The 21,767-nt window shown below is 61.5% G+C and carries 13 protein-coding genes, 2 tRNA genes and 3 rRNA genes; 13 read left to right on the top strand and 5 right to left on the bottom strand.

Annotation, left to right across the window (positions count from 1 at the left end):
• The first annotated feature begins 141 nt into the window (after window positions 1-141).
• Entirely contained in the window at window positions 142-690 is a 549-nt protein-coding gene (gene hslV / locus BI344_RS03460) for an ATP-dependent protease subunit HslV (protein WP_071111534.1), read from the top strand.
• A 49-nt stretch (window positions 691-739) separates the two neighbouring features.
• Window positions 740-2,080: an ATP-dependent protease ATPase subunit HslU gene (gene hslU, locus BI344_RS03455; RefSeq protein WP_071111533.1), complete on the top strand. Its 1,341-nt coding sequence runs from the start codon at window positions 740-742 to the stop codon at window positions 2,078-2,080.
• Window positions 2,081-2,159: 79 nt separating this feature from the next.
• On the opposite strand, the gene BI344_RS03450 is transcribed toward hslU, so the two are convergent.
• On the bottom strand, window positions 2,160-3,476 hold the full coding sequence (locus BI344_RS03450) for an MFS transporter (protein WP_158021026.1): 1,317 nt from the start codon (window positions 3,474-3,476) through the stop codon (window positions 2,160-2,162).
• 508 nt (window positions 3,477-3,984) lie between these two features.
• On the opposite strand from BI344_RS03450, the gene BI344_RS03445 reads away from it, so the two are divergent.
• The 5 genes from BI344_RS03445 (at window position 3,985) to rrf (ending at window position 9,163) form a co-directional block, all read left to right on the top strand.
• Window positions 3,985-5,520 (top strand): 16S ribosomal RNA (locus BI344_RS03445).
• 90 nt (window positions 5,521-5,610) lie between these two features.
• Window positions 5,611-5,687: transfer RNA gene (locus tag BI344_RS03440), tRNA-Ile, on the top strand.
• Window positions 5,688-5,690: 3 nt separating this feature from the next.
• A tRNA-Ala gene (locus tag BI344_RS03435) sits at window positions 5,691-5,766 on the top strand.
• Between the two features lie 256 nt (window positions 5,767-6,022).
• Window positions 6,023-8,918, top strand: a 23S ribosomal RNA gene (locus BI344_RS03430).
• 130 nt (window positions 8,919-9,048) lie between these two features.
• Window positions 9,049-9,163 (top strand): 5S ribosomal RNA (rrf, locus tag BI344_RS03425).
• The 16S, 23S and 5S rRNA genes sit together here with 2 tRNA genes alongside, the layout of an rRNA operon.
• Window positions 9,164-9,298: 135 nt before the next feature.
• Here the strand turns inward: rrf and BI344_RS03420 are convergent.
• The 4 genes from BI344_RS03420 to BI344_RS03405 all read right to left on the bottom strand — a co-directional run bounded on the left by BI344_RS03420 (window position 9,299) and on the right by BI344_RS03405 (window position 16,439).
• Window positions 9,299-10,453, bottom strand: a complete 1,155-nt coding sequence (locus tag BI344_RS03420; protein ID WP_071111531.1) for a branched-chain amino acid ABC transporter substrate-binding protein — start codon at window positions 10,451-10,453, stop codon at window positions 9,299-9,301.
• 244 nt (window positions 10,454-10,697) lie between these two features.
• Window positions 10,698-12,101: an efflux transporter outer membrane subunit gene (locus BI344_RS03415; protein WP_071111530.1), complete on the bottom strand. Its 1,404-nt coding sequence runs from the start codon at window positions 12,099-12,101 to the stop codon at window positions 10,698-10,700.
• On the bottom strand, window positions 12,094-15,234 hold the full coding sequence (locus BI344_RS03410; protein WP_071111529.1) for an efflux RND transporter permease subunit: 3,141 nt from the start codon (window positions 15,232-15,234) through the stop codon (window positions 12,094-12,096). The genes BI344_RS03415 and BI344_RS03410 overlap by 8 nt, the downstream gene beginning before the upstream one ends.
• A gap of 20 nt (window positions 15,235-15,254) precedes the next feature.
• Window positions 15,255-16,439: an efflux RND transporter periplasmic adaptor subunit gene (locus tag BI344_RS03405; RefSeq protein ID WP_071111528.1), complete on the bottom strand. Its 1,185-nt coding sequence runs from the start codon at window positions 16,437-16,439 to the stop codon at window positions 15,255-15,257.
• A gap of 220 nt (window positions 16,440-16,659) precedes the next feature.
• Here BI344_RS03405 and BI344_RS03400 point away from each other — a divergent pair, with 220 nt between their 5' ends.
• The 6 genes from BI344_RS03400 (at window position 16,660) to BI344_RS03375 (ending at window position 21,699) form a co-directional block, all read left to right on the top strand.
• Window positions 16,660-17,307 carry a TetR family transcriptional regulator gene (locus tag BI344_RS03400; RefSeq protein ID WP_071111527.1) on the top strand — a complete coding sequence of 216 codons (648 nt, stop codon included), beginning with the start codon at window positions 16,660-16,662 and terminating at the stop codon, window positions 17,305-17,307.
• 84 nt (window positions 17,308-17,391) lie between these two features.
• Window positions 17,392-18,294 (top strand): ABC transporter ATP-binding protein, encoded by a 903-nt coding sequence (locus BI344_RS03395; RefSeq protein WP_071112052.1) that lies wholly within the window; start codon window positions 17,392-17,394, stop codon window positions 18,292-18,294.
• Complete coding sequence (locus BI344_RS03390; RefSeq protein WP_071111526.1) at window positions 18,291-19,046, top strand: ABC transporter permease; 756 nt, start codon at window positions 18,291-18,293, stop codon at window positions 19,044-19,046. Before BI344_RS03395 ends, BI344_RS03390 begins: the two co-directional genes overlap by 4 nt.
• 25 nt (window positions 19,047-19,071) lie before the next feature.
• Window positions 19,072-19,320 carry a BolA family protein gene (locus BI344_RS03385; protein ID WP_071111525.1) on the top strand — a complete coding sequence of 83 codons (249 nt, stop codon included), beginning with the start codon at window positions 19,072-19,074 and terminating at the stop codon, window positions 19,318-19,320.
• Between the two features lie 10 nt (window positions 19,321-19,330).
• Window positions 19,331-20,584 carry a UDP-N-acetylglucosamine 1-carboxyvinyltransferase gene (gene murA, locus BI344_RS03380; protein ID WP_071111524.1) on the top strand — a complete coding sequence of 418 codons (1,254 nt, stop codon included), beginning with the start codon at window positions 19,331-19,333 and terminating at the stop codon, window positions 20,582-20,584.
• Window positions 20,585-20,730: 146 nt separating this feature from the next.
• Window positions 20,731-21,699 carry a patatin-like phospholipase family protein gene (locus BI344_RS03375; RefSeq protein WP_071112051.1) on the top strand — a complete coding sequence of 323 codons (969 nt, stop codon included), beginning with the start codon at window positions 20,731-20,733 and terminating at the stop codon, window positions 21,697-21,699.
• The last annotated feature ends 68 nt before the right edge of the window (window positions 21,700-21,767 follow it).

The raw sequence follows: 21,767 nt of genomic DNA, 5'->3' as shown, positions 1-21,767 counted from the left end.
GATAATACAAATAATTCTCATTATACAACATGGACCACCCCGCCCGCTGCAAAAGCGGCTTGTAATCGCTGCGATTGCCTGCATATTCTGAGCTAGGCCGGCGCCGCGCCGGCATTCTTGATATCTATTGGAATACCGAACATGCAGCAGTTTGACGGAACCACCATTGTTTCCGTCCGTCGTGGCGAGCGCGTGGCGCTGGGCGGCGACGGTCAGGTGACGCTGGGCAATATCGTGATCAAATCCACCGCGCGCAAGATTCGCAAGCTGCACGACGGCAAGGTGCTGGCGGGCTTCGCCGGCGGCACAGCCGACGCCTTCACCCTGATCGAGCGTTTCGAGGCCAAGCTGCAGAAGCACCAAGGCAATCTGCTGGTGTCGGCGGTGGAGCTGGCCAAGGATTGGCGCACCGACCGCATGCTGCGCCGGCTGGAGGCGATGCTGATCGTCGCCGACAAGAGCAGCACGCTGATCATCACCGGCAACGGCGACGTGCTGGAGCCGGAGCAGGGCATCGCCGCCATCGGCTCAGGCGGCGCCTATGCGCAGTCGGCGGCGCGCGCGCTGTTCGAAAACACCGACCTGGCGCCGGAGGTGGTGGTGAAAAAATCGCTGGAGATCGCCGGCGACATCTGCATCTACACCAATCAAAACCATCTGATCGAAACCCTGGGTCCGGAAGAGGCCTGAGGCTGCCCCGAATGAATGGCCCGGCGCTGTCCGCCGGGCGGAGAACGTCATGACGCAAATGACCCCGCAGGAAATCGTCCACGAACTGGATCAGCACATCATCGGCCAGCACGCCGCCAAGCGCGCGGTGGCCATCGCCTTGCGCAACCGCTGGCGCCGCCAGCAGGTGGCCGAGCCGCTGCGCAGCGAGATCACCCCAAAGAACATCCTGATGATAGGCCCCACCGGCGTCGGCAAGACCGAAATCGCCCGCCGGCTGGCCAAGCTGTCCGGCGCGCCCTTCATCAAGGTGGAGGCCACCAAGTTCACCGAGGTGGGCTATGTCGGCCGCGACGTCGACACCATTATCCGCGACCTGGTGGAGGTGGCGATCAAGGACACCCGCGACGCCGCCATCAAGCGCAACCGCACCCGCGCCGAGGACGCCGCCGAGGAACGCGTCCTCGACGTGCTGCTGCCGCCGGCGCGCAAGCCGTCCGGTTTTTTCAGCGAAGAGCCGGTGCAGGAGGAAAAGCACGAAGACGGCGCCACCCGGCAGAAATTCCGCAAGATGCTGCGCGAAGGCAAGTTCGACGATAAAGAGATTGAAATCGAAATCGCCGCGCCCATCGCCCAGATGAACGTGATGGCGCCGCCAGGCATGGAAGACTTCGCCAGCCAGCTGCAGGGCATGTTCCAGGGCCTGGGCGCCGGCAAGAAGCAGGCCGCCAAGATGAAGGTGGCCGATGCCTTCAAGCAGTTGGTGGACGAAGAGGCCGCCAAGCTGGTCAACGACGAGGAGTTGAAGGCGGAGGCGCTGAAGAGCGTCGAGCAGAACGGCATCGTGTTCCTCGACGAGATCGACAAGGTCACCAGCCGCGGCGAAGGCCAGGGCGCCGATGTGTCGCGCGCCGGGGTGCAGCGCGACCTGCTGCCGCTGGTGGAGGGCACCACCGTGTCCACCAAGTACGGCATGGTCAAGACCGATCACATCCTGTTCATCGCCTCCGGCGCCTTCCAGCTGTCCAAGCCGTCCGACCTGATTCCGGAGCTGCAGGGCCGGCTGCCTATCCGGGTGGAGTTGTCGTCGCTGTCGGTTGACGACTTCAAGGCCATTCTGACCAGCACCAACGCCTGCCTGACTCGCCAGTATCAGGCATTGCTGGCTACCGAGGGAGTGGAGCTGGAATTCGTCGAATCCGGCATCCAGCGCTTGGCCGAGATCGCCTGGCAGGTCAACGAGAAGACCGAGAACATCGGCGCTCGCCGCCTGTACACGGTGATGGAGAAGTTGCTGGAGGAGGTGGCGTTCGACGCCAAGTCCGGTCCGTGCCGGATCGATGGCGTCTACGTCGACGGCAAGCTGGAGAAGGTGGCCGAGCGCGAGGATCTGGCGCGCTACGTGCTTTGATCGGCCTCTATACCTTATATATGTAAAAAACGGCGACTGCCACAGTCGCCGTTTTCTTTTGCCGCTTGCGGCCGATGGCTCACACCGGCTGTTTCAGTTTGGCGTCCGCCACCACGATGGGTTCGAACGCTTCCGGGTACTGATGCCGATACCAATCCTTCACTTCTTGATGATTGAGGTTGAGGAAGGCGTTCACCCCGGGCAGACGCAGCATGGGCGGCACGCTCAGCAGATGAAAGACGGCGAAGAACAGATACACGGCGTCCAGCGACCAGCTGTGCAGCAAGATGCCGGCCAGCGCCGGTCCCAGCATGCTGCCCAGTTTGGCCACCAGCACATTGATGGCGGAGACGCGGGCGCGGTAGGCTTCCGGCACCGCCAGCGTGCGGTGGGTTTGGCCGATCAGCATGGTGATGGATAGCAGCACGCCTTCTATGCCGAACATCGTGAGCATCAGATACGGGTTGTCGGTCAAGGCCACCACTACGAATACGGCGGCCAGCGACCACATCGCCAGCGCGCGGGCGCGTGGCCGGCTGCAACGTCGCAGCAGACGGTGGGCCAGCCATAGCGAGCCGATCAGCAAGCCGCCGCTGGCGGCCGCTTCGCAGATGCCCAGCCAGAAGGCGGGCAGGCCCAACTGGTGCAGCTTGATCGGCAGCAGCGTCACCACCATAGGAAAGTAGGCGGTCATCGCCAGCAGCCCCCAACATGCCCAGCTGCGCTCCAGCGGAATGCGCCAGCGAATGCGCAAGCCGCTGCGGATCTGGGCGACGAAGCTTTCCGCTTGCAACTGCTCGCGGTCGCGCGGCGGAATGCGGATGCGCAGCGCGCCGCCGGCGGCGATCAGCAGCAGCAGGCCGTAGCTGCCCAGCGCCAGCCAGGCCGGCGCGAACGCCATCAGGCTGCCGCCCAGCACCGGGCCGAACAGATTGCCGACGGCCTGCGAGCTTTTCTGCAGCGACAGCGCGTCGGTTAGCCGCTCGGCCGGCACCAGTTCAGAGGCGATGCTGAGCATGGACGGGATGACCAGCGCCCAGGCCAGCATCGCCAGCGACTCGCTGGCGATCACCCAGCGCAGTCGATAGCAGTCGAACCAGGCCATTGTCGCCAAGGCGAAGCCGGACAGCATCGCCAGCAGGATGCCAGCAGCGATGATGCGGTTCTTGGGAAAGCGGTCGCCCAAGGGAGCGGTCAGCGGCAGCGCTGCCAGCATCACCAGCGCGGTACAGGAGCTGAACCAGGCCATGTCGTTGGCGCCGCCTTTGCTGACCACCCACCAGCTGATGCTGACGTAGCCGGCGCCCATCGCCAGGCCGCTGAGCACATCGCTGAGCATCAATAGATGGAAACCGGGAGGCAGGCCGCGTAATCGTTGTCGTAGAGAGGTATGCACGGTGCGCTCCTTGGCGATGAGGCATTTCATCCTATCACGAAATGACATTGTCACGAGATGGCGGCGAGAAAGTAGGCGGTTTTGCCATGGAAGACAAAAACCAGAGGTTTTTTGCGCGTTTTTCAAAGTTATCTAATGAGGGAACCGGCGGGAAATGAGCTTTTCTACTGTGTTTCCGGCATTTTCAATAAATATGTAAAGTCATTGATTTTAATAAAATCAATTAGTTATAGATTTCATCGTGAAAAACGTGCGTTTTTCTCAAAAAAGCAGTTGACCGAGGGTGAGGGCGCAGGTATAGTTCGTCTCCTCAGCTGACGCAGCGAACGAAACAAGCCGAACGAAACAGGTTCCGGCGGTGTTCGAAGCGGCCGGCACTGCTCTTTAACAGAACGAATAACCGATAGGTGTAAGTGCTTGGCGAAAGCCAAAAACTTGCACTGCAAGAGACAAGAAATACTTGTTTTATTTCTTTGAACTTGCGTGCCAGAAAATTTGCTATGAGATTGAACTGAAGAGTTTGATCCTGGCTCAGATTGAACGCTGGCGGCATGCTTTACACATGCAAGTCGAACGGTAACAGGGAGCTTGCTCCGCTGACGAGTGGCGAACGGGTGAGTAACGCATCGGAATGTACCGTGTAATGGGGGATAGCTCGGCGAAAGCCGGATTAATACCGCATACGCCCTGAGGGGGAAAGTGGGGGACCGTAAGGCCTCACGTTATACGAGCAGCCGATGTCTGATTAGCTAGTTGGTGAGGTAAGAGCTCACCAAGGCGACGATCAGTAGCGGGTCTGAGAGGATGATCCGCCACACTGGGACTGAGACACGGCCCAGACTCCTACGGGAGGCAGCAGTGGGGAATTTTGGACAATGGGCGCAAGCCTGATCCAGCCATGCCGCGTGTCTGAAGAAGGCCTTCGGGTTGTAAAGGACTTTTGTTCGGGAGGAAATTCCGCTGGTTAATACCTGGCGGGGATGACAGTACCGGAAGAATAAGCACCGGCTAACTACGTGCCAGCAGCCGCGGTAATACGTAGGGTGCAAGCGTTAATCGGAATTACTGGGCGTAAAGCGTGCGCAGGCGGTTTTGCAAGTCTGATGTGAAAGCCCCGGGCTCAACCTGGGAACGGCATTGGAGACTGCAAGACTAGAGTGCGTCAGAGGGGGGTAGAATTCCGCGTGTAGCAGTGAAATGCGTAGAGATGCGGAGGAATACCGATGGCGAAGGCAGCCCCCTGGGATGACACTGACGCTCATGCACGAAAGCGTGGGGAGCAAACAGGATTAGATACCCTGGTAGTCCACGCCCTAAACGATGTCAATTAGCTGTTGGGGGTTTGAATCCTTGGTAGCGTAGCTAACGCGTGAAATTGACCGCCTGGGGAGTACGGCCGCAAGGTTAAAACTCAAAGGAATTGACGGGGACCCGCACAAGCGGTGGATGATGTGGATTAATTCGATGCAACGCGAAAAACCTTACCTGCTCTTGACATGTACGGAACTTGCCAGAGATGGCTTGGTGCCCGAAAGGGAGCCGTAACACAGGTGCTGCATGGCTGTCGTCAGCTCGTGTCGTGAGATGTTGGGTTAAGTCCCGCAACGAGCGCAACCCTTGTCATTAGTTGCCATCATTAAGTTGGGCACTCTAATGAGACTGCCGGTGACAAACCGGAGGAAGGTGGGGATGACGTCAAGTCCTCATGGCCCTTATGAGCAGGGCTTCACACGTCATACAATGGTCGGTACAGAGGGTCGCTAAGCCGCGAGGTGGTGCCAATCTCATAAAACCGATCGTAGTCCGGATCGCACTCTGCAACTCGAGTGCGTGAAGTCGGAATCGCTAGTAATCGCAGATCAGCATGCTGCGGTGAATACGTTCCCGGGTCTTGTACACACCGCCCGTCACACCATGGGAGTGAGTTTCACCAGAAGTGGGTAGGCTAACCGCAAGGAGGCCGCTTACCACGGTGGGATTCATGACTGGGGTGAAGTCGTAACAAGGTAGCCGTAGGGGAACCTGCGGCTGGATCACCTCCTTTCTAGAGAAGGCGATCGTCAAGTACTTACAGCCTATCGGTTATTCTGTTAAGGGCAGCCAGCTCCTTGTGGGGCTGGCGTAGAAGTTTACTGGGTTTGTAGCTCAGCTGGTTAGAGCACTGTGTTGATAACGCAGGGGTCGTAGGTTCGAGTCCTACCAGACCCACCAGTTGGGGGATTAGCTCAGTTGGGAGAGCACCTGCTTTGCAAGCAGGGGGTCGTCGGTTCGATCCCGTCATCCTCCACCACAACTCAAACACAAGCGAACTCGGAAGAGTTTGGTTCTGTTTGCGTTGTAATTTTAACGCCCGATCTTTAACAAACTGAAGAAGCCGAATATATAAGACGGCGAAATGAAAGCGTAGAGTTAATTCTGTACGCGGACAAATCGTCATCTTGGGTATTTGATTGTATCTAAGGCTGCGTCGCCATATCAAAAGGGGCGGTGCAGTCGTCGCGCAAACACGCTCTGTCATGAAGTGACGTAGGTTACTGAAATGATAGGGTCAAGCGACTAAGTGCATCTGGTGGATGCCTTGGCGATCACAGGCGATGAAGGACGTGTAAGCCTGCGAAAAGCGCGGGGGAGCTGGCAATAGAGCTTTGATCCCGCGATATCCGAATGGGGAAACCCGGCCCTTAGGGGTCATCCCAGACTGAATACATAGGTCTGAGGAAGCGAACTCAGCGAACTGAAACATCTAAGTAGCTGAAGGAAAAGAAATCAACCGAGATTCCGTAAGTAGTGGCGAGCGAACGCGGAACAGCCTGTATGTGATAGAGATTGAGTTAGTGGAAGGTTCATGGAAAGGACCGCCGTAGTGGGTGATAGCCCCGTACACGAAAACGCATTCTTGGTACTAAGCATACGAAAAGTAGGGCGGGACACGCGAAATCCTGTTTGAAGATGGGGGGACCATCCTCCAAGGCTAAATACTCGTGATCGACCGATAGTGAACCAGTACCGTGAGGGAAAGGCGAAAAGAACCCCGGGAGGGGAGTGAAATAGAACCTGAAACCGGATGCATACAAACAGTGGGAGCGGACTTGTTCCGTGACTGCGTACCTTTTGTATAATGGGTCAGCGACTTACATTCAGTGGCAAGCTTAACCGAATAGGGGAGGCGTAGGGAAACCGAGTCCGAATAGGGCGAATCAGTCGCTGGGTGTAGACCCGAAACCGAGTGATCTATCCATGGCCAGGATGAAGGTGCGGTAACACGCACTGGAGGTCCGAACCCACTAGTGTTGCAAAACTAGGGGATGAGCTGTGGATAGGGGTGAAAGGCTAAACAAACTCGGAGATAGCTGGTTCTCCCCGAAAACTATTTAGGTAGTGCCTCATGTATCACTTCCGGGGGTAAAGCACTGTTATGGCTAGGGGGTCATTGCGATTTACCAAACCATGGCAAACTCTGAATACCGGAAAGTGCCAGCATGGGAGACAGACAGTGGGTGCTAACGTCCATTGTCAAGAGGGAAACAACCCAGACCGCCAGCTAAGGTCCCAAATGATCAGTTAAGTGGTAAACGAAGTGGGAAGGCATAGACAGCCAGGATGTTGGCTTAGAAGCAGCCATCATTTAAAGAAAGCGTAATAGCTCACTGGTCGAGTCGTCCTGCGCGGAAGATGTAACGGGGCTCAAACTGATAACCGAAGCTGCGGATGGGCACAGTCAAATGTGTCCGTGGTAGGGGAGCGTTCTGTAGGTCTGTGAAGGTGTGTCGAGAGGCATGCTGGAGATATCAGAAGTGCGAATGCTGACATGAGTAGCGATAAAGCGGGTGAAAAGCCCGCTCGCCGAAAGCCCAAGGTTTCCTACGCAACGTTCATCGGCGTAGGGTGAGTCGGCCCCTAAGGCGAGGCTGAAAAGCGTAGTCGATGGGAAACGGGTTAAAATTCCCGTACTTTTGTGTAGTGCGATGTGGGGACGGAGAAGGTTAGGTCAGCAGACTGTTGGAATAGTCTGTTCAAGCCGGTAGGTGTGAAGAGTAGGCAAATCCGCTCTTCTTTAACACCGAGACGTGATAACGAGGGTCTACGGACCTGAAGTGACTGATACCACGCTTCCAGGAAAAGCCACTAAGCTTCAGCTACACAAGAACCGTACCGCAAACCGACACAGGTGGGCAGGATGAGAATTCTAAGGCGCTTGAGAGAACTCAGGAGAAGGAACTCGGCAAATTGATACCGTAACTTCGGGAGAAGGTATGCCTGTTGTGGTGTAAGACTTCGCGTCTGAAGCTATGACAGGTCGCAGAGAATCGGTGGCTGCGACTGTTTAACAAAAACACAGCACTGTGCCAACACGAAAGTGGACGTATACGGTGTGACGCCTGCCCGGTGCCGGAAGGTTAAGTGATGGGGTGCAAGCTCTTGATCGAAGCCCCGGTAAACGGCGGCCGTAACTATAACGGTCCTAAGGTAGCGAAATTCCTTGTCGGGTAAGTTCCGACCCGCACGAATGGCGTAACGATGGCCACACTGTCTCCTCCTGAGACTCAGCGAAGTTGAAGTGTTTGTGAAGATGCAATCTACCCGCTGCTAGACGGAAAGACCCCGTGAACCTTTACTGTAGCTTTGCATTGGACTTTGAAGTGGTTTGTGTAGGATAGGTGGGAGGCTATGAAGCCTGGACGCTAGTTCAGGTGGAGCCAACCTTGAAATACCACCCTGACCCCTTTGAGGTTCTAACCTTGGTCCGTGATCCGGATTGGGGACAGTGCATGGTAGGCAGTTTGACTGGGGCGGTCTCCTCCCAAAGTGTAACGGAGGAGTTCGAAGGTTACCTAGGTACGGTCGGAAATCGTGCTGATAGTGCAATGGCAAAAGGTAGCTTAACTGCGAGACCGACAAGTCGAGCAGGTGCGAAAGCAGGACATAGTGATCCGGTGGTTCTGTATGGAAGGGCCATCGCTCAACGGATAAAAGGTACTCCGGGGATAACAGGCTGATACCGCCCAAGAGTTCACATCGACGGCGGTGTTTGGCACCTCGATGTCGGCTCATCACATCCTGGGGCTGTAGCCGGTCCCAAGGGTATGGCTGTTCGCCATTTAAAGTGGTACGTGAGCTGGGTTCAAAACGTCGTGAGACAGTTTGGTCCCTATCTGCAGTGGGCGTTGGAAGTTTGACGGGGGCTGCTCCTAGTACGAGAGGACCGGAGTGGACGAACCTCTGGTGTACCGGTTGTCACGCCAGTGGCATCGCCGGGTAGCTAAGTTCGGAAGAGATAACCGCTGAAAGCATCTAAGCGGGAAACTCGCCTGAAGATGAGACTTCCCTGGAGGCTAGACCTCCCTGAAGAGTCGTTCGAGACCAGGACGTTGATAGGTCGGGTGTGGAAGCGCTGTGAGGCGTGAAGCTAACCGATACTAATTGCTCGTGAGGCTTGATCCTATCATTTGAGTGGCTTGGGAAACTGAGTGACGAAGATGGAGTGTGAGTGCGACACAATTGAGTACCCGAAAAAATATTCAGAACGCGTTGAGAGACGAGTTCAGGCTTCTTGAGTTTGTACCAGTTTATGTCTGGTGGCCATAGCGAGGTGGTCCCACGCCTTCCCATCCCGAACAGGACCGTGAAACGCCTTAGCGCCGATGATAGTGTGGCATTCGCCATGTGAAAGTAGGACACCGCCAGACGCCCGATAGCGGAACCCCAGCTCAATGAGCTGGGGTTTTTGCGTTTGGCGCACGCCAGACCGATGTCCTGATACCTGACCAAAACCCCCGCCAGGCAAACTGGCGGGGGTTTTATTTGCCGCGGGCCGGGCGCGCTTACAAGCCTATCCACTTTCCTTGTTTCAGCTGATACAGCGACACCGTCGCTTGCTGAATATCGCCCTTGCCGTCGAACTTCACCGGTCCGGTGACGCCCTGATAGTCGGTTTTGGCGACTTCGGGCAGATACTTGGCCGGGTCGGCCGAGCCGGCGCGTTTCATCGCCGCGATCAGCACCTTGGCGGCATCGTAGTTGTACGGCGCATAAGCCTGGATTTCGGCCTGGAACTGCTGCTTGAATTTCTGGTTGAAGTCGGCGTAGCCGGGCAGCTTTTCCTTGGGCTGGCCGGCGCTGGAGGCATAAGCGCCTTCGGCGCTGCCGCCGCCCAGCTTGGCGAACTCCGGCGTATTGACGCCGTCGGCACCCATGAAGGCCGCCTTGAGGCCGAGCTTGCCCATCTGCTTGACCATCGGACCGGCTTGGGCGTCCATGCCGCCGTAGAACAGCAGGTCGGGCTTTTCGCCCTTGATCGAGGTGAGCACCGCCATGAAGTCGGTGGCGCTGTTGGTGGTGAACTCGCGCTTCACCACTTTCCCGCCGGCCTGCTCCACCGCCTTGGCGAAGTCGTCCGCTAGTCCCTGGCCGTAAGTGGTGCGGTCGTCTATCACCGCCACGCGCTTGGCGCCCAGCTTGCCCACTGCGTATTTGGCCAGCGCCTCGCCTTGCTGCTGGTCATTGGCGATCAGGCGGAAGGTGTTGCGGTAGCCTTGTTGAGTGAAGGAGGGGCTGGTGACCGAGCCGGAAATCATCGGAATGCCGGCGTCGGCATAGATGCGCGAGGCGGGAATGGCGGCGCCTGATGTCAGGTGGCCGACGATGCCGGCGACCTTGGCGTCTACCATGCGTTGCGCGACCTGGGTGGCGACCTTGGGATCGGCCTGGTCGTCTTCCGACACCACTTCGAAGCTGACCGGCTTGCCATCCAGCACCAGCTTTTCCGCATTGGCTTCCTCTACCGCCAGCTTGACGCCGTTGTCGGCGTCGCGGCCCCAGTGGGCGAACGGACCGGTGAGCGGGTTGGCGGTGCCGATCTTGACCACGGTTTTGTCCGCGGCGGTCTTGTCGTTGGATTGGGTCTGGCCGGCTGGCTTGTTGCAGGCGGCGACGCCTGCCATCAGCGCGCACAGTAGCAGGCTGTGTCGGGTTTGCATGATGAATCTCTCCTGATGCTCTTTGTTTATTTTGATAGTGTCGCCAATGCTATGGCGTGAGCTTACTGTGTCGATTGGCCATGCGTTTGTCAATCGGCGCGGCGGCAGGTTCTGCCGCGCAAACGGGCGCAGTCGTTGCGGAATGCGCGTTTTGGCGCGATTTTGACGATTTTGTAAATCCGCAGCCATGAAAAAAAGCCCGCCTTGGATCAGGCGGGCTTTTACCGTGCGGGATGGGCGAGGCTTATTGCGGCTTGGGCGCTTCCCAGCCGCCGCCGAGCGCCTTGTACACGCTGATGGTGGTGTTGAGGCGGTCCAGCTTGGCGCTCACCAGGTTCAGCTCGGCCTGGAAGCTGTTGCGCTGCGCGTCCAGCACGTCCAGATAGCTGGAGTAGCCGTTGTCGTAGCGCAGGCCGGCCAGTTTCAGCGTACGGTTGAGCGCGGTGAGCTGGGTGGTCTGCGCCTGCACGATGTCGCGCGCGGCGCTGTTGGCGGCCAGCGAGTCCAGCGCGTCCTTGAACGCCGACTGCACCGACTTCTGGTACAGCGCCAGCGCCTGCTTCTGGCCGGCGCTGGCGGCATCCACGCCGTAGCCGGTGGCGCCGAAGTTGAAGATGGGCGCGGCCAGGTTGGCGGCGAAGCCCCAGGTGCGGGCCGGGCTGGTAAACAGGCTGTCCAGCGACAGGCTTTGCGAACCCAGCGCGCCGGTGAGGTTGATGCTGGGGAAGTAGGCGGCGCGCGCCACGCCGATATTGGCGTTGGCGGCGATCAGTTGCTGTTCGCTGGAGGCCACGTCGGGGCGGCGCTCCAGCAGGCTGGCCGGCAGGTTGGCCGGCACGTCCGGCGGGCTGGCCAGGCTGTTGATGTCCTTGCCGCGGTTGAGGTTGCCGGCCACCAGCTGTTTCGGGCTGTGGCCCAGCAGCACGCCCAGCGCGGTTTCGGTCTGTTCCAGCGAGCGGGCGATCTGCGGCACCGCGGCGCGGGCGGCGGCGGCCTCGGCTTCGGCCTGGCGCTGGTCCAGCTCCGAGATCAGGCCGCCGTGGAAGCGCTTGGTCTGCAGCTGCAGCGACTCTTCCCGGCTTTGCAGCGTGCGCTTGGCTATATCCAGCTGGGCGTCGAAGGCGCGCAGCTGGAAGTAGGTTTGCGCCACCTGGGCCGATAGCGCCAGCTGGGCGGCGTCGCGGTCGTAGCGGCTGGCCTGGTAGCTGGCGCGCGCAGCCTCGTTGCCGCGGCGCAGCTTGCCCCACAGGTCCAGCTCCCAGGCGGCGGTCAGGTTGGCGGTGCGCAGGTCGGCCACCAGCGGGGTGCCGGGGGCGGTGGTCAGCGCCGAGGTGCGGCCGCTCTGGTAGCTGCCGCTGGCGCCCAAGGACGGCAGCAGCGCCGCGCGGGCGATGCCGGCCTGGGCGGCCGCCTGCTCGACGCGGGCGGCGGAAGCCTGCAGGTCCAGGTTGCTTTTCACCGCCTCTTCTATCAGCTGGTTGAGCACCGGGTCGTCAAACTGTTTCCACCAGTCGGCGCTCACCGTCGGCTGCGCTTGGCCGGCCTGCGCCTCGGGCAGCTCGACCTTGGGGCGGCTGTAGTCGGGGCCCACCGCGCACGCGGATACGGCCAGCGCGACGGCGACGGGGATCAGGGCACGCTTAAGCATCTGCGTTTTCTCCTGCCTCAACGCTCGGTTGAGGTTTTTTCTTGCCTATCTTCATGATCATGATGAAGAACAGCGGGATGAAGAAGGTGGCGATGAAGGTGGCGGCCAGCATGCCGCCTATCACGCCGGTACCGATGGAGTGGCGGCTGGCGGAGCCGGCGCCGCTGGAAATGGCCAGCGGCACGCAACCCAGCACGAAGGCGAGAGACGTCATCACGATGGGGCGGAAGCGCAGGCGGGCGGCCTGCAGCGCGGCGGTCACCGCGTCCATGCCCTCGTCCATCTGCTGCACCGCGAATTCCACGATCAGGATGGCGTTCTTGGCCGACAGGCCGATCAGCGTCACCAGCGCCACCTGGAAGTAGACGTCGTTGGCCAGGCCGCGCAGCCAGTTGGCCATCAGCGCGCCGAACACTGCGAACGGCACCGCCATCAGCACCGAGATCGGCAGGCTCCAGCGTTCGTACTGCGCCGCCAGGATCAGGAACACCATGATGATGGCGAAGCCGAATACCAGGGTGGAGGAGCCGCTGGTGGACTTCTCCTGGAAGGCGGAGCCGGTCCAGGCCAGCGCGTAGCCTTCCGGCAGCGTTTCCTGGGCTACCTGTTCCATCGCCGCCAGCGCCTCGCCGGAGCTGTAGCCCGGCGCCGGGCCGCCCACCACCTTGGCCGCCGGGAACACGTTGAAGCGTTCCAGCGTTTCCGGGCCGGTAGTCTGCTGGATGGTCACCAGCGCGGTCAGCGGGATCATCTGGCCGGTTTGCGAACGCACGTAGACGTTGCGCAGGTCGTCCACCTTGGTGCGGAACGGCGCTTCGGACTGCAGTTGCACGCGGAAGGTGCGGCCGAACTTGTTGAAGTCGTTGACGTACAGCGCGCCGAAGGTGCTCTGCATGGTGTCGAACACGCTGTTCACCGGCACCCCCAGCGCCTTGGCCTTGTCGCGGTCCAGCTTGACGAAGACTTGCGGCACGCTGGCGGAGAAGGTGGTCTGCACGCCCTTCAGCTCCGGGTGCTTGGCGGCGGCCGCCACCAATTTCTTGGTGACCTCGCCCAGCGCCAGCGAAGTGCCGCCTGCGCGGTCCTGCACATAGGCTTCGAAGCCGCCGGTGTTGGACATGCCGGAGATCGGCGGCGGGTTGAAGGCCAGGATGATGCCGTCGGTGACGCCCATCATGCCCTTGCCGAAGATGTCCTTCACCACCGCCATCGACGACAGCTCGGGCGACTTGCGCTCGCTCCACGGCTTGAGGGTGATGAAGGATACGCCGGCGTTGGTCTTGTTGCCGCCGGACAGGATGTCGAAGCCGGCGAAGCTCATGCGGTCCTTCACCGCCGGATTGCTGGCCATCATCGCGTCCAGCTTGTCCATGCTGGCGGCGGTGCGTTGCAGCGACGCGCCGTCCGGCAGGAAGGCCGCGGCCAGTACATAGCCCTGGTCCTCGTCCGGCGCCAGGCTGGACGGGATGATGCGGAACAGGCCGGCAGAAACCGCGATCAGGGCGCCGAACAGCACCACCGCCAGCAGGCTGCGCTTGATGATGAAGGCCACGCCGCTGGTGTAGCGCTCGGTCAGGCGGTCGAACCAGCCGTTGAACCATTCAAAGAAGCGGTTCTGGTGCTGGTGTTCCGACTTGAGCAGCAGCGCGCACAAGGCCGGGGTCAGCGTCAGCGCCACGATGCCGGAAATCACCACCGACACCGCGATGGTCATCGCGAACTGCTTGTACATCTGGCCGGCAATGCCGCCGAGGAAGGCCACAGGGATGAACACCGAGCACAGCACCAGCACGATGGCCACCAGCGCGCCGGACACTTCCTTCATCGCCTTCAGGCTGGCCTCGGTCGGCGACAGCCCTTCCTGGGTCATCAGCCGCTCGACGTTTTCCAGCACCACGATGGCGTCGTCCACCACGATGCCGATGGCCAGCACCAGGCCGAACAGCGTCAGCGTGTTGATGGTGAAGCCGAAGGCGTACATGCCGGCGAAGGCCCCGACGATGGACACCGGCACCGCCAGGCACGGTATCAGCGTGGCACGCCAGTTCTGCAGGAACAGGAACACCACCAGGAATACCAGCACCATGGCCTCGGCCAGCGTGTGGTACACCTCCTCGATCGACACTTCGACGAACTTGGTGGTGTCGTACGGAATGCCGTAGGACATGCCGTTGGGGAAGGCCTTGGACAGCCGCTGCATTTCCACTTCCACCGCCTGGGCGGTGGCCAGCTGGTTGGCGCCCGGCGCCAGGAAGATGCCGATCGGGATGGTGGCCTTGCCGTTGTGCTTGCCGTGGAAGTCGTAGGACAGCGCGCCCAGCTCGACGCGGGCCACGTCCTTCAGCTTCACCGCCGAGCCGTCCGGATTGGCGCGCAGGATGATGTTCTCGAACTCCTCCGGCTCGGACAGGCGGCCCTGGGTGGTGACGGTGTAGGTGAAGTCCAGCTTCTGCGGCGTCGGCTCGGCGCCCAGCTTGCCGGCGGCGAACTGCGAGTTCTGCTCGCGGATGGCGGCGGCCACGTCGCTGGGGGTCAGCTTCAGCTGCGCCAGCTTGTCCGGCTTCAGCCAGATCCGCATCGAGTAGTCCTGGCCGGCGAAGTTGATCACGTCGCCCACGCCCGGCACCCGCTTGAGCTCATCGACTACGTTGAGCAGCGCGTAGTTGCTGATGAACAGCGTGTCTCGGCTGTTGTCCGGGGAGAACAGCGAGATCACCTGCAAGATGGTGGCGGACTTCTTGCGCACGTTGACGCCCTGGCGCCGCACCTCTTCCGGCAGCTGCGACAGCACCGACTGCACGCGGTTGTTGACGTTGATGGTGGCCTGGTCCGGGTTGGTGCCGATCTTGAACGACACGCTCATCGACAGCGTGCCGTTGCTGGCGCTGCCGGATTGCACGTAAAGCATGTCGTCGACGCCGTTGATCGCCTGTTCCAGCGGCGCGGCCACGGTGTTGGCGATCACTTCGGCGGAAGCGCCCGGATAGCTGGCGGTGACGTTCACCACCGGCGGCACGATTTCAGGGTACTGCTCGATCGGCAGCGCCTTGATGGCGGCCAGGCCCGCCAGCATGATCACGATGGAGATCACACTGGCGAAGATAGGCCGCCGGATGAAGAAAGCGGAAAACATAAATCAGATTCCCCCTGGGATTACGGCTTGGCTGCGGCGGCGGGCGCGCTGGCGTCGGCCTGGAACGGATGCGGCTTGAGGTCGGCGCCCGGACGCAGCTTGATGATGTTGTCGACCACCACCTGGTCGCCGGCTTTCAGGCCCTGCTCGACCAGCACGTCCAGGCCAACTTCCTGCGACACGGAGATCGGACGCGGCTGCGCCTTGCCGTCCGGGCCCACCACCCACACCATCTTGCCCTGCTGCGAGGTGAGCACCGCGCGCTGCGGCACGGTGATGGCGTGGGTGCGCACCGCGCCGTTCAGCTGCACGCGGACGAACTGGCCGGGCAGGATGCCGCCTTGCGGATTGGCGAAGCTGGCGCGCGAACGGATGGTGCCGGTATTGGTGTCCACCAGGCTGTCGGTGAAGTTGAGGTGGCCGGTCTTGCCGTAGATGCTGCCGTCGGGCAGCTTCAGCTGCACTTCGAAGCCGCCGCCGTTGGCCAGCTTCAGCTTGCCGGTGTGCTGCATCTTGCGCAGCGACAACATGTCGCCGTCGGACATGCTGAAGTTGACGTAGATCGGGTCCAGCTGCGAGATCTTGGTCAGCAGGCTGGCGTCGGCGCTGGTGGCCACCAGGCTGCCTTCGGAGCGCGCTTCCTGGCTGGTGATGCCGGAAATCGGCGCGGTGACGCGGGTGTAGCCTAGGTTGATCTGCGCCTGCTCCAGCTGCGCCTGGGCCGAGGCCACCTGCGCCTTGGCGGCATTGTAGGCGGCCACCGCGTCGTCGCGGTCTTTCTGGCTGACGGCGTTTTCCTTGAACAGCGGCAGCACGCGTTCGTAGTCCTGCTTGGTGCGCAGCAACTGCGCCTGCTGCACTTGCAGGTTGCCGCGGGCCTGGTCCAGCGCCGCCTTGAACGGCTCTGGGTCGATCTGGAACAGCAGGTCGCCCGCCTTCACCGGCTTGCCTTCGGCGTAGGCGCGCTTTTGCAGGATGCCGCCGACGCGGGCGCGCACTTCCACTTCGCGCGAGCCGGCCGCCTGGCCGACGAACTCATACGACACCGGCACGTCGGCCGGCTCAACCTTGATCACGGCCACCGGCACCGGCGGCATCGCGCCGGCCTTGGCGTCGGGTTTTTGGCCGCAGGCCGCCAGGCTGGCCGCCAGTATGCCCAGCAGCAGGCCGCGCGCGGCGCGCGGGAGGGGTGCAGTTCCTTGCATGGTATCGAATCCTCGAAAGCAAAATCGGGAAGGGTGTAAGTAATGACTAGGGCTTCAGAGGATGGTTGTCTGGATTGTCATAATCTGAAGCTTCGGCATTTTACATACATACGCGTCTGTATGTAAAATGCTATAATGTCGTGGATATGTAAAAAAGCAGCGGTTTGCGCAACAAAGAACCGTTAAAATTCATACTAGTACTAAGTGCGAAGAATGATGGATGGTACGGAAAACACGTGAAGAAGCGGAGCAGACCCGCCAGCAGCTGCTGGACGCTGCCGAGCAGTTGTTCAGCGAGCACGGCGTATCGCGCACCTCGCTGGCGGAAATCGCCACCGCGGCCGGGCTGACGCGCGGCGCGGTGTATTGGCATTTCCAGAACAAGCTGGATCTGTACCGGGCGATGATGGATAGAGTGTCGGCGCCCTTCGACGAGTTGCGCGAGCAGTTGCTGCAGTCCGCCGGCGCCGACCCGGCGCGGGCCTTGTGGGACCACAGCCATAAACTGCTGGTGCTGGTGGCGGAAAACGCCCAGGTGAGGCGCATTCTGCTGATCCTGTTCATGCGCAGCGAGCACGTCGGCGAACTGGCGCCCATCCACGATGAGTGCGTGGCGCACATGCACGAGGCGCGCGGCCTGCTGGGCCAGGTGGTGATGGCGGCGATGGATCGGGGGCAGGCGCTGCCCGGCATCGATCCGGACGATGTCGCGGTGGTGCTGCAATCGCTGCACGAAGGCCTGATGAGCCGCCTGCTGGTGGAGAGTCCCTGTCCGGAAGCCACCGATGCGGTCAGTCGACTGTTGCAATATCTGTACCGCGGTATTTTTCTGCCGCAAGTGATGGAACAACTTACCACTTGCCGTTGAGCCGGCGCTATAATTGCGCTTTTTTCTCAAGCCACTAGCGCAGCCCTATTGATTCGGCATCGCTTTGGTGGCGTCATGGTTTTCATGTCCCACGCAATCGAAATTGAGGCCGTCAGCAAACGCTACGGCCAGCTGCAGGCGCTGGATAAGGTCAGCTTCAATGTGGAGCCGGGCGAGTTCTTCGCGCTGCTGGGCCCCAACGGCGCCGGCAAGACCACGCTGATCTCCGCGTTGGCGGGCCTGGCGCGCCCGGACAGCGGCAGCATCCGGGTGATGGGCCACGATGTGGTGCGCGATTTCAAGCAGGCCCGGCGCGCGCTGGGCGTGGTGCCGCAGGAGCTGGTGTTCGATCCCTTCCTGTCGGTGCGCGAAACGCTGCGCTTCCAGTCGGGCTACTTCGGCCTGGCCCGCAACGATGCCTGGATCGACGAGCTGCTGTTCAAGCTGGGCCTGGCCGACAAGGCCGACAGCAATATGCGCGCCCTGTCCGGCGGCATGAAGCGGCGGGTGATGGTGGCGCAGGCGCTGGTGCACCGTCCGCCGGTGATCGTGCTGGACGAGCCCACCGCCGGCGTGGATGTGGAGCTGCGCCAGAGCCTGTGGCTGTTCGTGCAGGAGCTGAACCGCGCCGGCCACGCCATCGTGCTGACCACCCACTATCTGGAAGAAGCCGAAACCCTGTGCTCGCGCATCGCCATGCTGAAAAAAGGCAGGCTGCTGGCGCTGGAGAACAAGGACAAGCTGCTGGCGCATAGCGCGCGCCGCGAAGTGGCGGTGAAGCTGTCCGCCGCGCTGCCCGACAGCCTGCTGCCGCGCAAGCTGCGCGATGAGGACGGCCGGGTGGTGCTGCAGCTGGCGGAACTGGCTGAACTGGAAACGGTGCTGGCCACGCTGCGCGAAGCCGGCGTGGAGGTGCGCGAACTGAATGTGGTAGAGGCGGATCTGGAAAGCGTGTTCGTCAAGATGATGAACGGGGGGGCGGCATGATAGGTTTCCTCACCCTGTTCAAGAAGGAGCTGGTGCGCTTCTGGAAAGTGGCCTTCCAGACCGTGGCGGCGCCGGTGCTCACCGCGCTGATGTACCAGTTGATCTTCGCCCACGTGCTGTCCAAGCATGTCGAGGCCTATCCCGGCGTCGGCTACACCGCCTTCCTGATTCCGGGCCTGGCGATGATGTCGATGGCGCAGAACGCCTTCGCCAACAGTTCAAGCAGCCTGATCCAGTCCAAGATCACCGGCAACATCGTGTTCCTGATGCTGCCGCCCTTGACCGCGCTGGAATTCTTTTCCGCCTATCTGCTGGCGTCGGTGGTGCGCGGGCTGGCGGTGGGGGCCGGCGTGCTGCTGGTCACCGCCTGGTTCGGCCTGCCGCTGCCGGCGCAGCCGCTATGGGCGGTCCTGTTCGCGGTGCTGGGCTGCGGCGTGCTGGGCACGCTGGGCGTGATCGCCGGCATCTGGGCGGAGAAATTCGACCAGCTGGCCGCCTTCCAGAATTTCCTGATCATGCCGCTGACCTTCCTGTCCGGCGTGTTTTACTCCATCAACAGCCTGCCATCGTTCTGGTACGCCGTGTCGCACGCCAACCCGGTGTTCTACATGATAGACGGCTTCCGCTACGGCTTTTTCGGCCAGGCCGACGTCAGCCCCTGGCTGTCGGCCGGCGTGGTGGCGGGCAGCTTCGCTGTGCTGGTGTCTTTGGCCCTGTGGTTGATCCACTCCGGCTACAAGATGCGCCACTGAATATTATTCGCTCTGGATGTCCCCAATGATGACCGAACAGCAAGTCAAGCAATACATCGAGGCCGGCCTCGAATGCACCTATCTGAACGTGGAAGGCGACGGCCACCACTTCTACGCCACCGTGGTCTCGGCCGCCTTCGAGGGCAAGCGCCTGATCGACCGCCACCGCCTGGTGAAGGAAGTGATCGCCGCCCGCCTGGCCAGCAATGAAATCCACGCGCTGTCCATCGTCAAGGCGGCCACGCCGGACGAGTGGGCCAAACTGCAAGCTTGAAAGCCACACCATGGATAAACTGAAAATCATCGGCAACGGCCCGCTCAACGGCGAGATCCGCGTCTCCGGCGCCAAGAACGCCGCGCTGCCCATTTTGTGCGCCAGCCTGTTGACCGGCGACACCATGCGTTTCACCAACGTGCCGATGCTGCGCGACATCGCCACCACTCAGAAGCTGCTGCAGGGCATGGGCGTGCGGGTGATGACCGACAATGTGCACGAGATGGAGATCACTGCCGGCCAGCTGGATAGTCTGGTGGCGCCGTACGATCTGGTGAAGACCATGCGCGCCTCCATTCTGGTGTTGGGCCCGACGCTGGCGCGCTTCGGCGAAGCCACCGTGTCGCTGCCCGGCGGCTGCGCTATCGGCAGCCGGCCGGTGGACCAGCACATCAAGGGCCTGGTGGCGATGGGCGCCGAAGTCAGCATTGAGCACGGCTACGTCAAGGCGCGCGCCAAGCGCCTGCGCGGCGCCCGCGTGGTGATGGACATGGTCACCGTCGGCGGCACCGAGAACCTGCTGATGGCCGCCACCCTGGCCGAAGGCACCACCGTGCTGGAAAACGCCGCGCGCGAGCCGGAAGTGACCGATCTGGCCAACTGCCTGGTGGCGATGGGCGCCAAGATCTCCGGCATCGGCAGCGACCGCCTGGTGATCGAGGGCGTGGACCGGCTGCACGGCGCCGACTACGCGGTGATGCCGGACCGCATCGAGGCCGGCACCTTCCTGGTGGCCGGCGCGATGACCCGCGGCCACGTGGTGCTGAAGAACGCCGCGCCCAAGAGCATGGAGGCAGTGCTGGACAAACTGGCCGAAACCGGCGCGCTGATCGAATGCGGCGACGACTGGATCTCGCTGGACATGAAGCAGCGCCCCAAGGCGGTCAATTTCCGCACCCTGCCGTATCCGGCTTTCCCCACCGACATGCAGGCGCAGCTGATGACGCTGAACTGTGTGGCCGAGGGCGCCGGTGTGGTGACCGAGACCATCTTCGAAAACCGTTTCATGCACGTGCCCGAGCTCAACCGCATGGGCGCCAACATCGAAGTGGAAGGCAACACCGCCATCATCAAGGGCGTGGACAAGCTGTCCGGCGCCACGGTGATGGCCACCGATCTGCGCGCTTCCGCCAGCCTGGTGATCGCCGGCCTGGTGGCCGAGGGCGAGACCATCGTCGACCGCATCTACCACCTGGACCGCGGCTACGAGCATATCGAGAGGAAGCTGGGCGCCGTCGGCGCCTTGATCGAACGCGTCAGCTGATCCGCTCCGCGCCTGCCGCGCAGCCACGCCACGCCCCTTTTGGGACGTGGCGTTTTTGTTTCCTGGGCGGCGATTTAAAGATATCGCCGCCGTTGCCGCTGGCATTGCGATGCTTTTATCATGTCAATCCAGCCAAGGACGACATCATGGACGAAGCAACATCTTGCTACCGCATCCTGTCGATAGACGGAGGCGGCTTGCGCGGCATCATTCCGCTGGTGATTCTCGACCGGCTGGATCAGGCGGTGCCGGGATGGCGGGCCGCCGTCAATATGTACGCCGGCACCTCCACCGGCGGGATGATCGCGCTGGGCCTGGCCAAGGGTATGGCGCCGCGCGAAATCCTGCAGGTTTATCTACAGCAGGGTGCGAAGATTTTCTCCCGCAGTTGGTGGTGGCGGCTGAAAACGCTGAATGGACTGACCGGCCCCAAGTACGATAGCCAGGTCAAGGAGCGGATTTGCCGCGGCCTGCTGGGGGACGGCAAGCTGAGCTCGCTGTTGAGCGATGACGGCCGGCGCGGCCATGTGCTGGTGCCGGCTTTCAATCTGGATGGCTATGCCAGGTTGCCGGAAGGGCTGCGGTATTGGCGGCCCAAGGTGTACCACAATCTGCCCACCGTCGATGGCAGCGACGACGGGACTCAACAGCTGTACCGGGTGGCGATGGAGACCTCGGCCGCGCCGGCCTATTTCGCTTCGTATGCCGGCTTTGCCGATGGCGGAGTGTTCGCCAACAATCCGGCGATGTGCGCGCTGGCGCAAACCCGCGATGCGCGGCTGAGTCTGGCGATCGCGCCGGACGCGGTGGCGATGTTGTCGTTGGGCACCGGCTACAGTCCCTTCCATCTGAACGGGGGCGAGAGCTGGGGACTGGCGCAGTGGGGTCCCAAGATGGCGGATCTGTTGATGGACGGCATCAACGAGGTGGCGGATTTTCAGGTGCGGCAGATGCTGGGCGGCGGGCGTTATCTGCGCGTTTCGCCACTGTTGCCGCGGCAGGTGGCGCTGGACGATGCCGCCAGCCTGACATTGTTGCAAGGCCTCGGCCGCCAGGCGGATCTGCAGCCTGCGGAGGCGTTCATCCGCTCGCGGTTTCAGACTGCCGGCGCCTAGCGCGGCGGTGGGCTTGCGCCCGCCGGATCGGGCTCGATCGTTTCTTGAGCGCCGAGCCATGCTCGGCC

Origin of the sequence: Chromobacterium sphagni (assembly GCF_001855555.1) — a bacterium.
Taxonomy (GTDB): domain Bacteria; phylum Pseudomonadota; class Gammaproteobacteria; order Burkholderiales; family Chromobacteriaceae; genus Chromobacterium; species Chromobacterium sphagni.
Note: the sequence above shows the minus strand (reverse complement) of the source record. Positions and strands in the feature narration are given on the sequence as shown.

What these genes read in the sequence shown, in the direction of transcription:
- hslV (WP_071111534.1), top strand. Translation starts at nt 142, where the DNA reads ATGCAGCAGTTTGACGGAACCACCATTGTTTCCGTCCGTCGTGGCGAG.
- hslU (WP_071111533.1), top strand. Translation starts at nt 740, where the DNA reads ATGACGCAAATGACCCCGCAGGAAATCGTCCACGAACTGGATCAGCAC.
- BI344_RS03420 (WP_071111531.1), bottom strand. Translation starts at nt 10,453, where the DNA reads ATGCAAACCCGACACAGCCTGCTACTGTGCGCGCTGATGGCAGGCGTC.
- BI344_RS03415 (WP_071111530.1), bottom strand. Translation starts at nt 12,101, where the DNA reads ATGCTTAAGCGTGCCCTGATCCCCGTCGCCGTCGCGCTGGCCGTATCC.
- BI344_RS03410 (WP_071111529.1), bottom strand. Translation starts at nt 15,234, where the DNA reads ATGTTTTCCGCTTTCTTCATCCGGCGGCCTATCTTCGCCAGTGTGATC.
- BI344_RS03405 (WP_071111528.1), bottom strand. Translation starts at nt 16,439, where the DNA reads ATGCAAGGAACTGCACCCCTCCCGCGCGCCGCGCGCGGCCTGCTGCTG.
- BI344_RS03400 (WP_071111527.1), top strand. Translation starts at nt 16,660, where the DNA reads ATGGTACGGAAAACACGTGAAGAAGCGGAGCAGACCCGCCAGCAGCTG.
- BI344_RS03395 (WP_071112052.1), top strand. Translation starts at nt 17,392, where the DNA reads ATGTCCCACGCAATCGAAATTGAGGCCGTCAGCAAACGCTACGGCCAG.
- BI344_RS03390 (WP_071111526.1), top strand. Translation starts at nt 18,291, where the DNA reads ATGATAGGTTTCCTCACCCTGTTCAAGAAGGAGCTGGTGCGCTTCTGG.
- BI344_RS03385 (WP_071111525.1), top strand. Translation starts at nt 19,072, where the DNA reads ATGATGACCGAACAGCAAGTCAAGCAATACATCGAGGCCGGCCTCGAA.
- murA (WP_071111524.1), top strand. Translation starts at nt 19,331, where the DNA reads ATGGATAAACTGAAAATCATCGGCAACGGCCCGCTCAACGGCGAGATC.
- BI344_RS03375 (WP_071112051.1), top strand. Translation starts at nt 20,731, where the DNA reads ATGGACGAAGCAACATCTTGCTACCGCATCCTGTCGATAGACGGAGGC.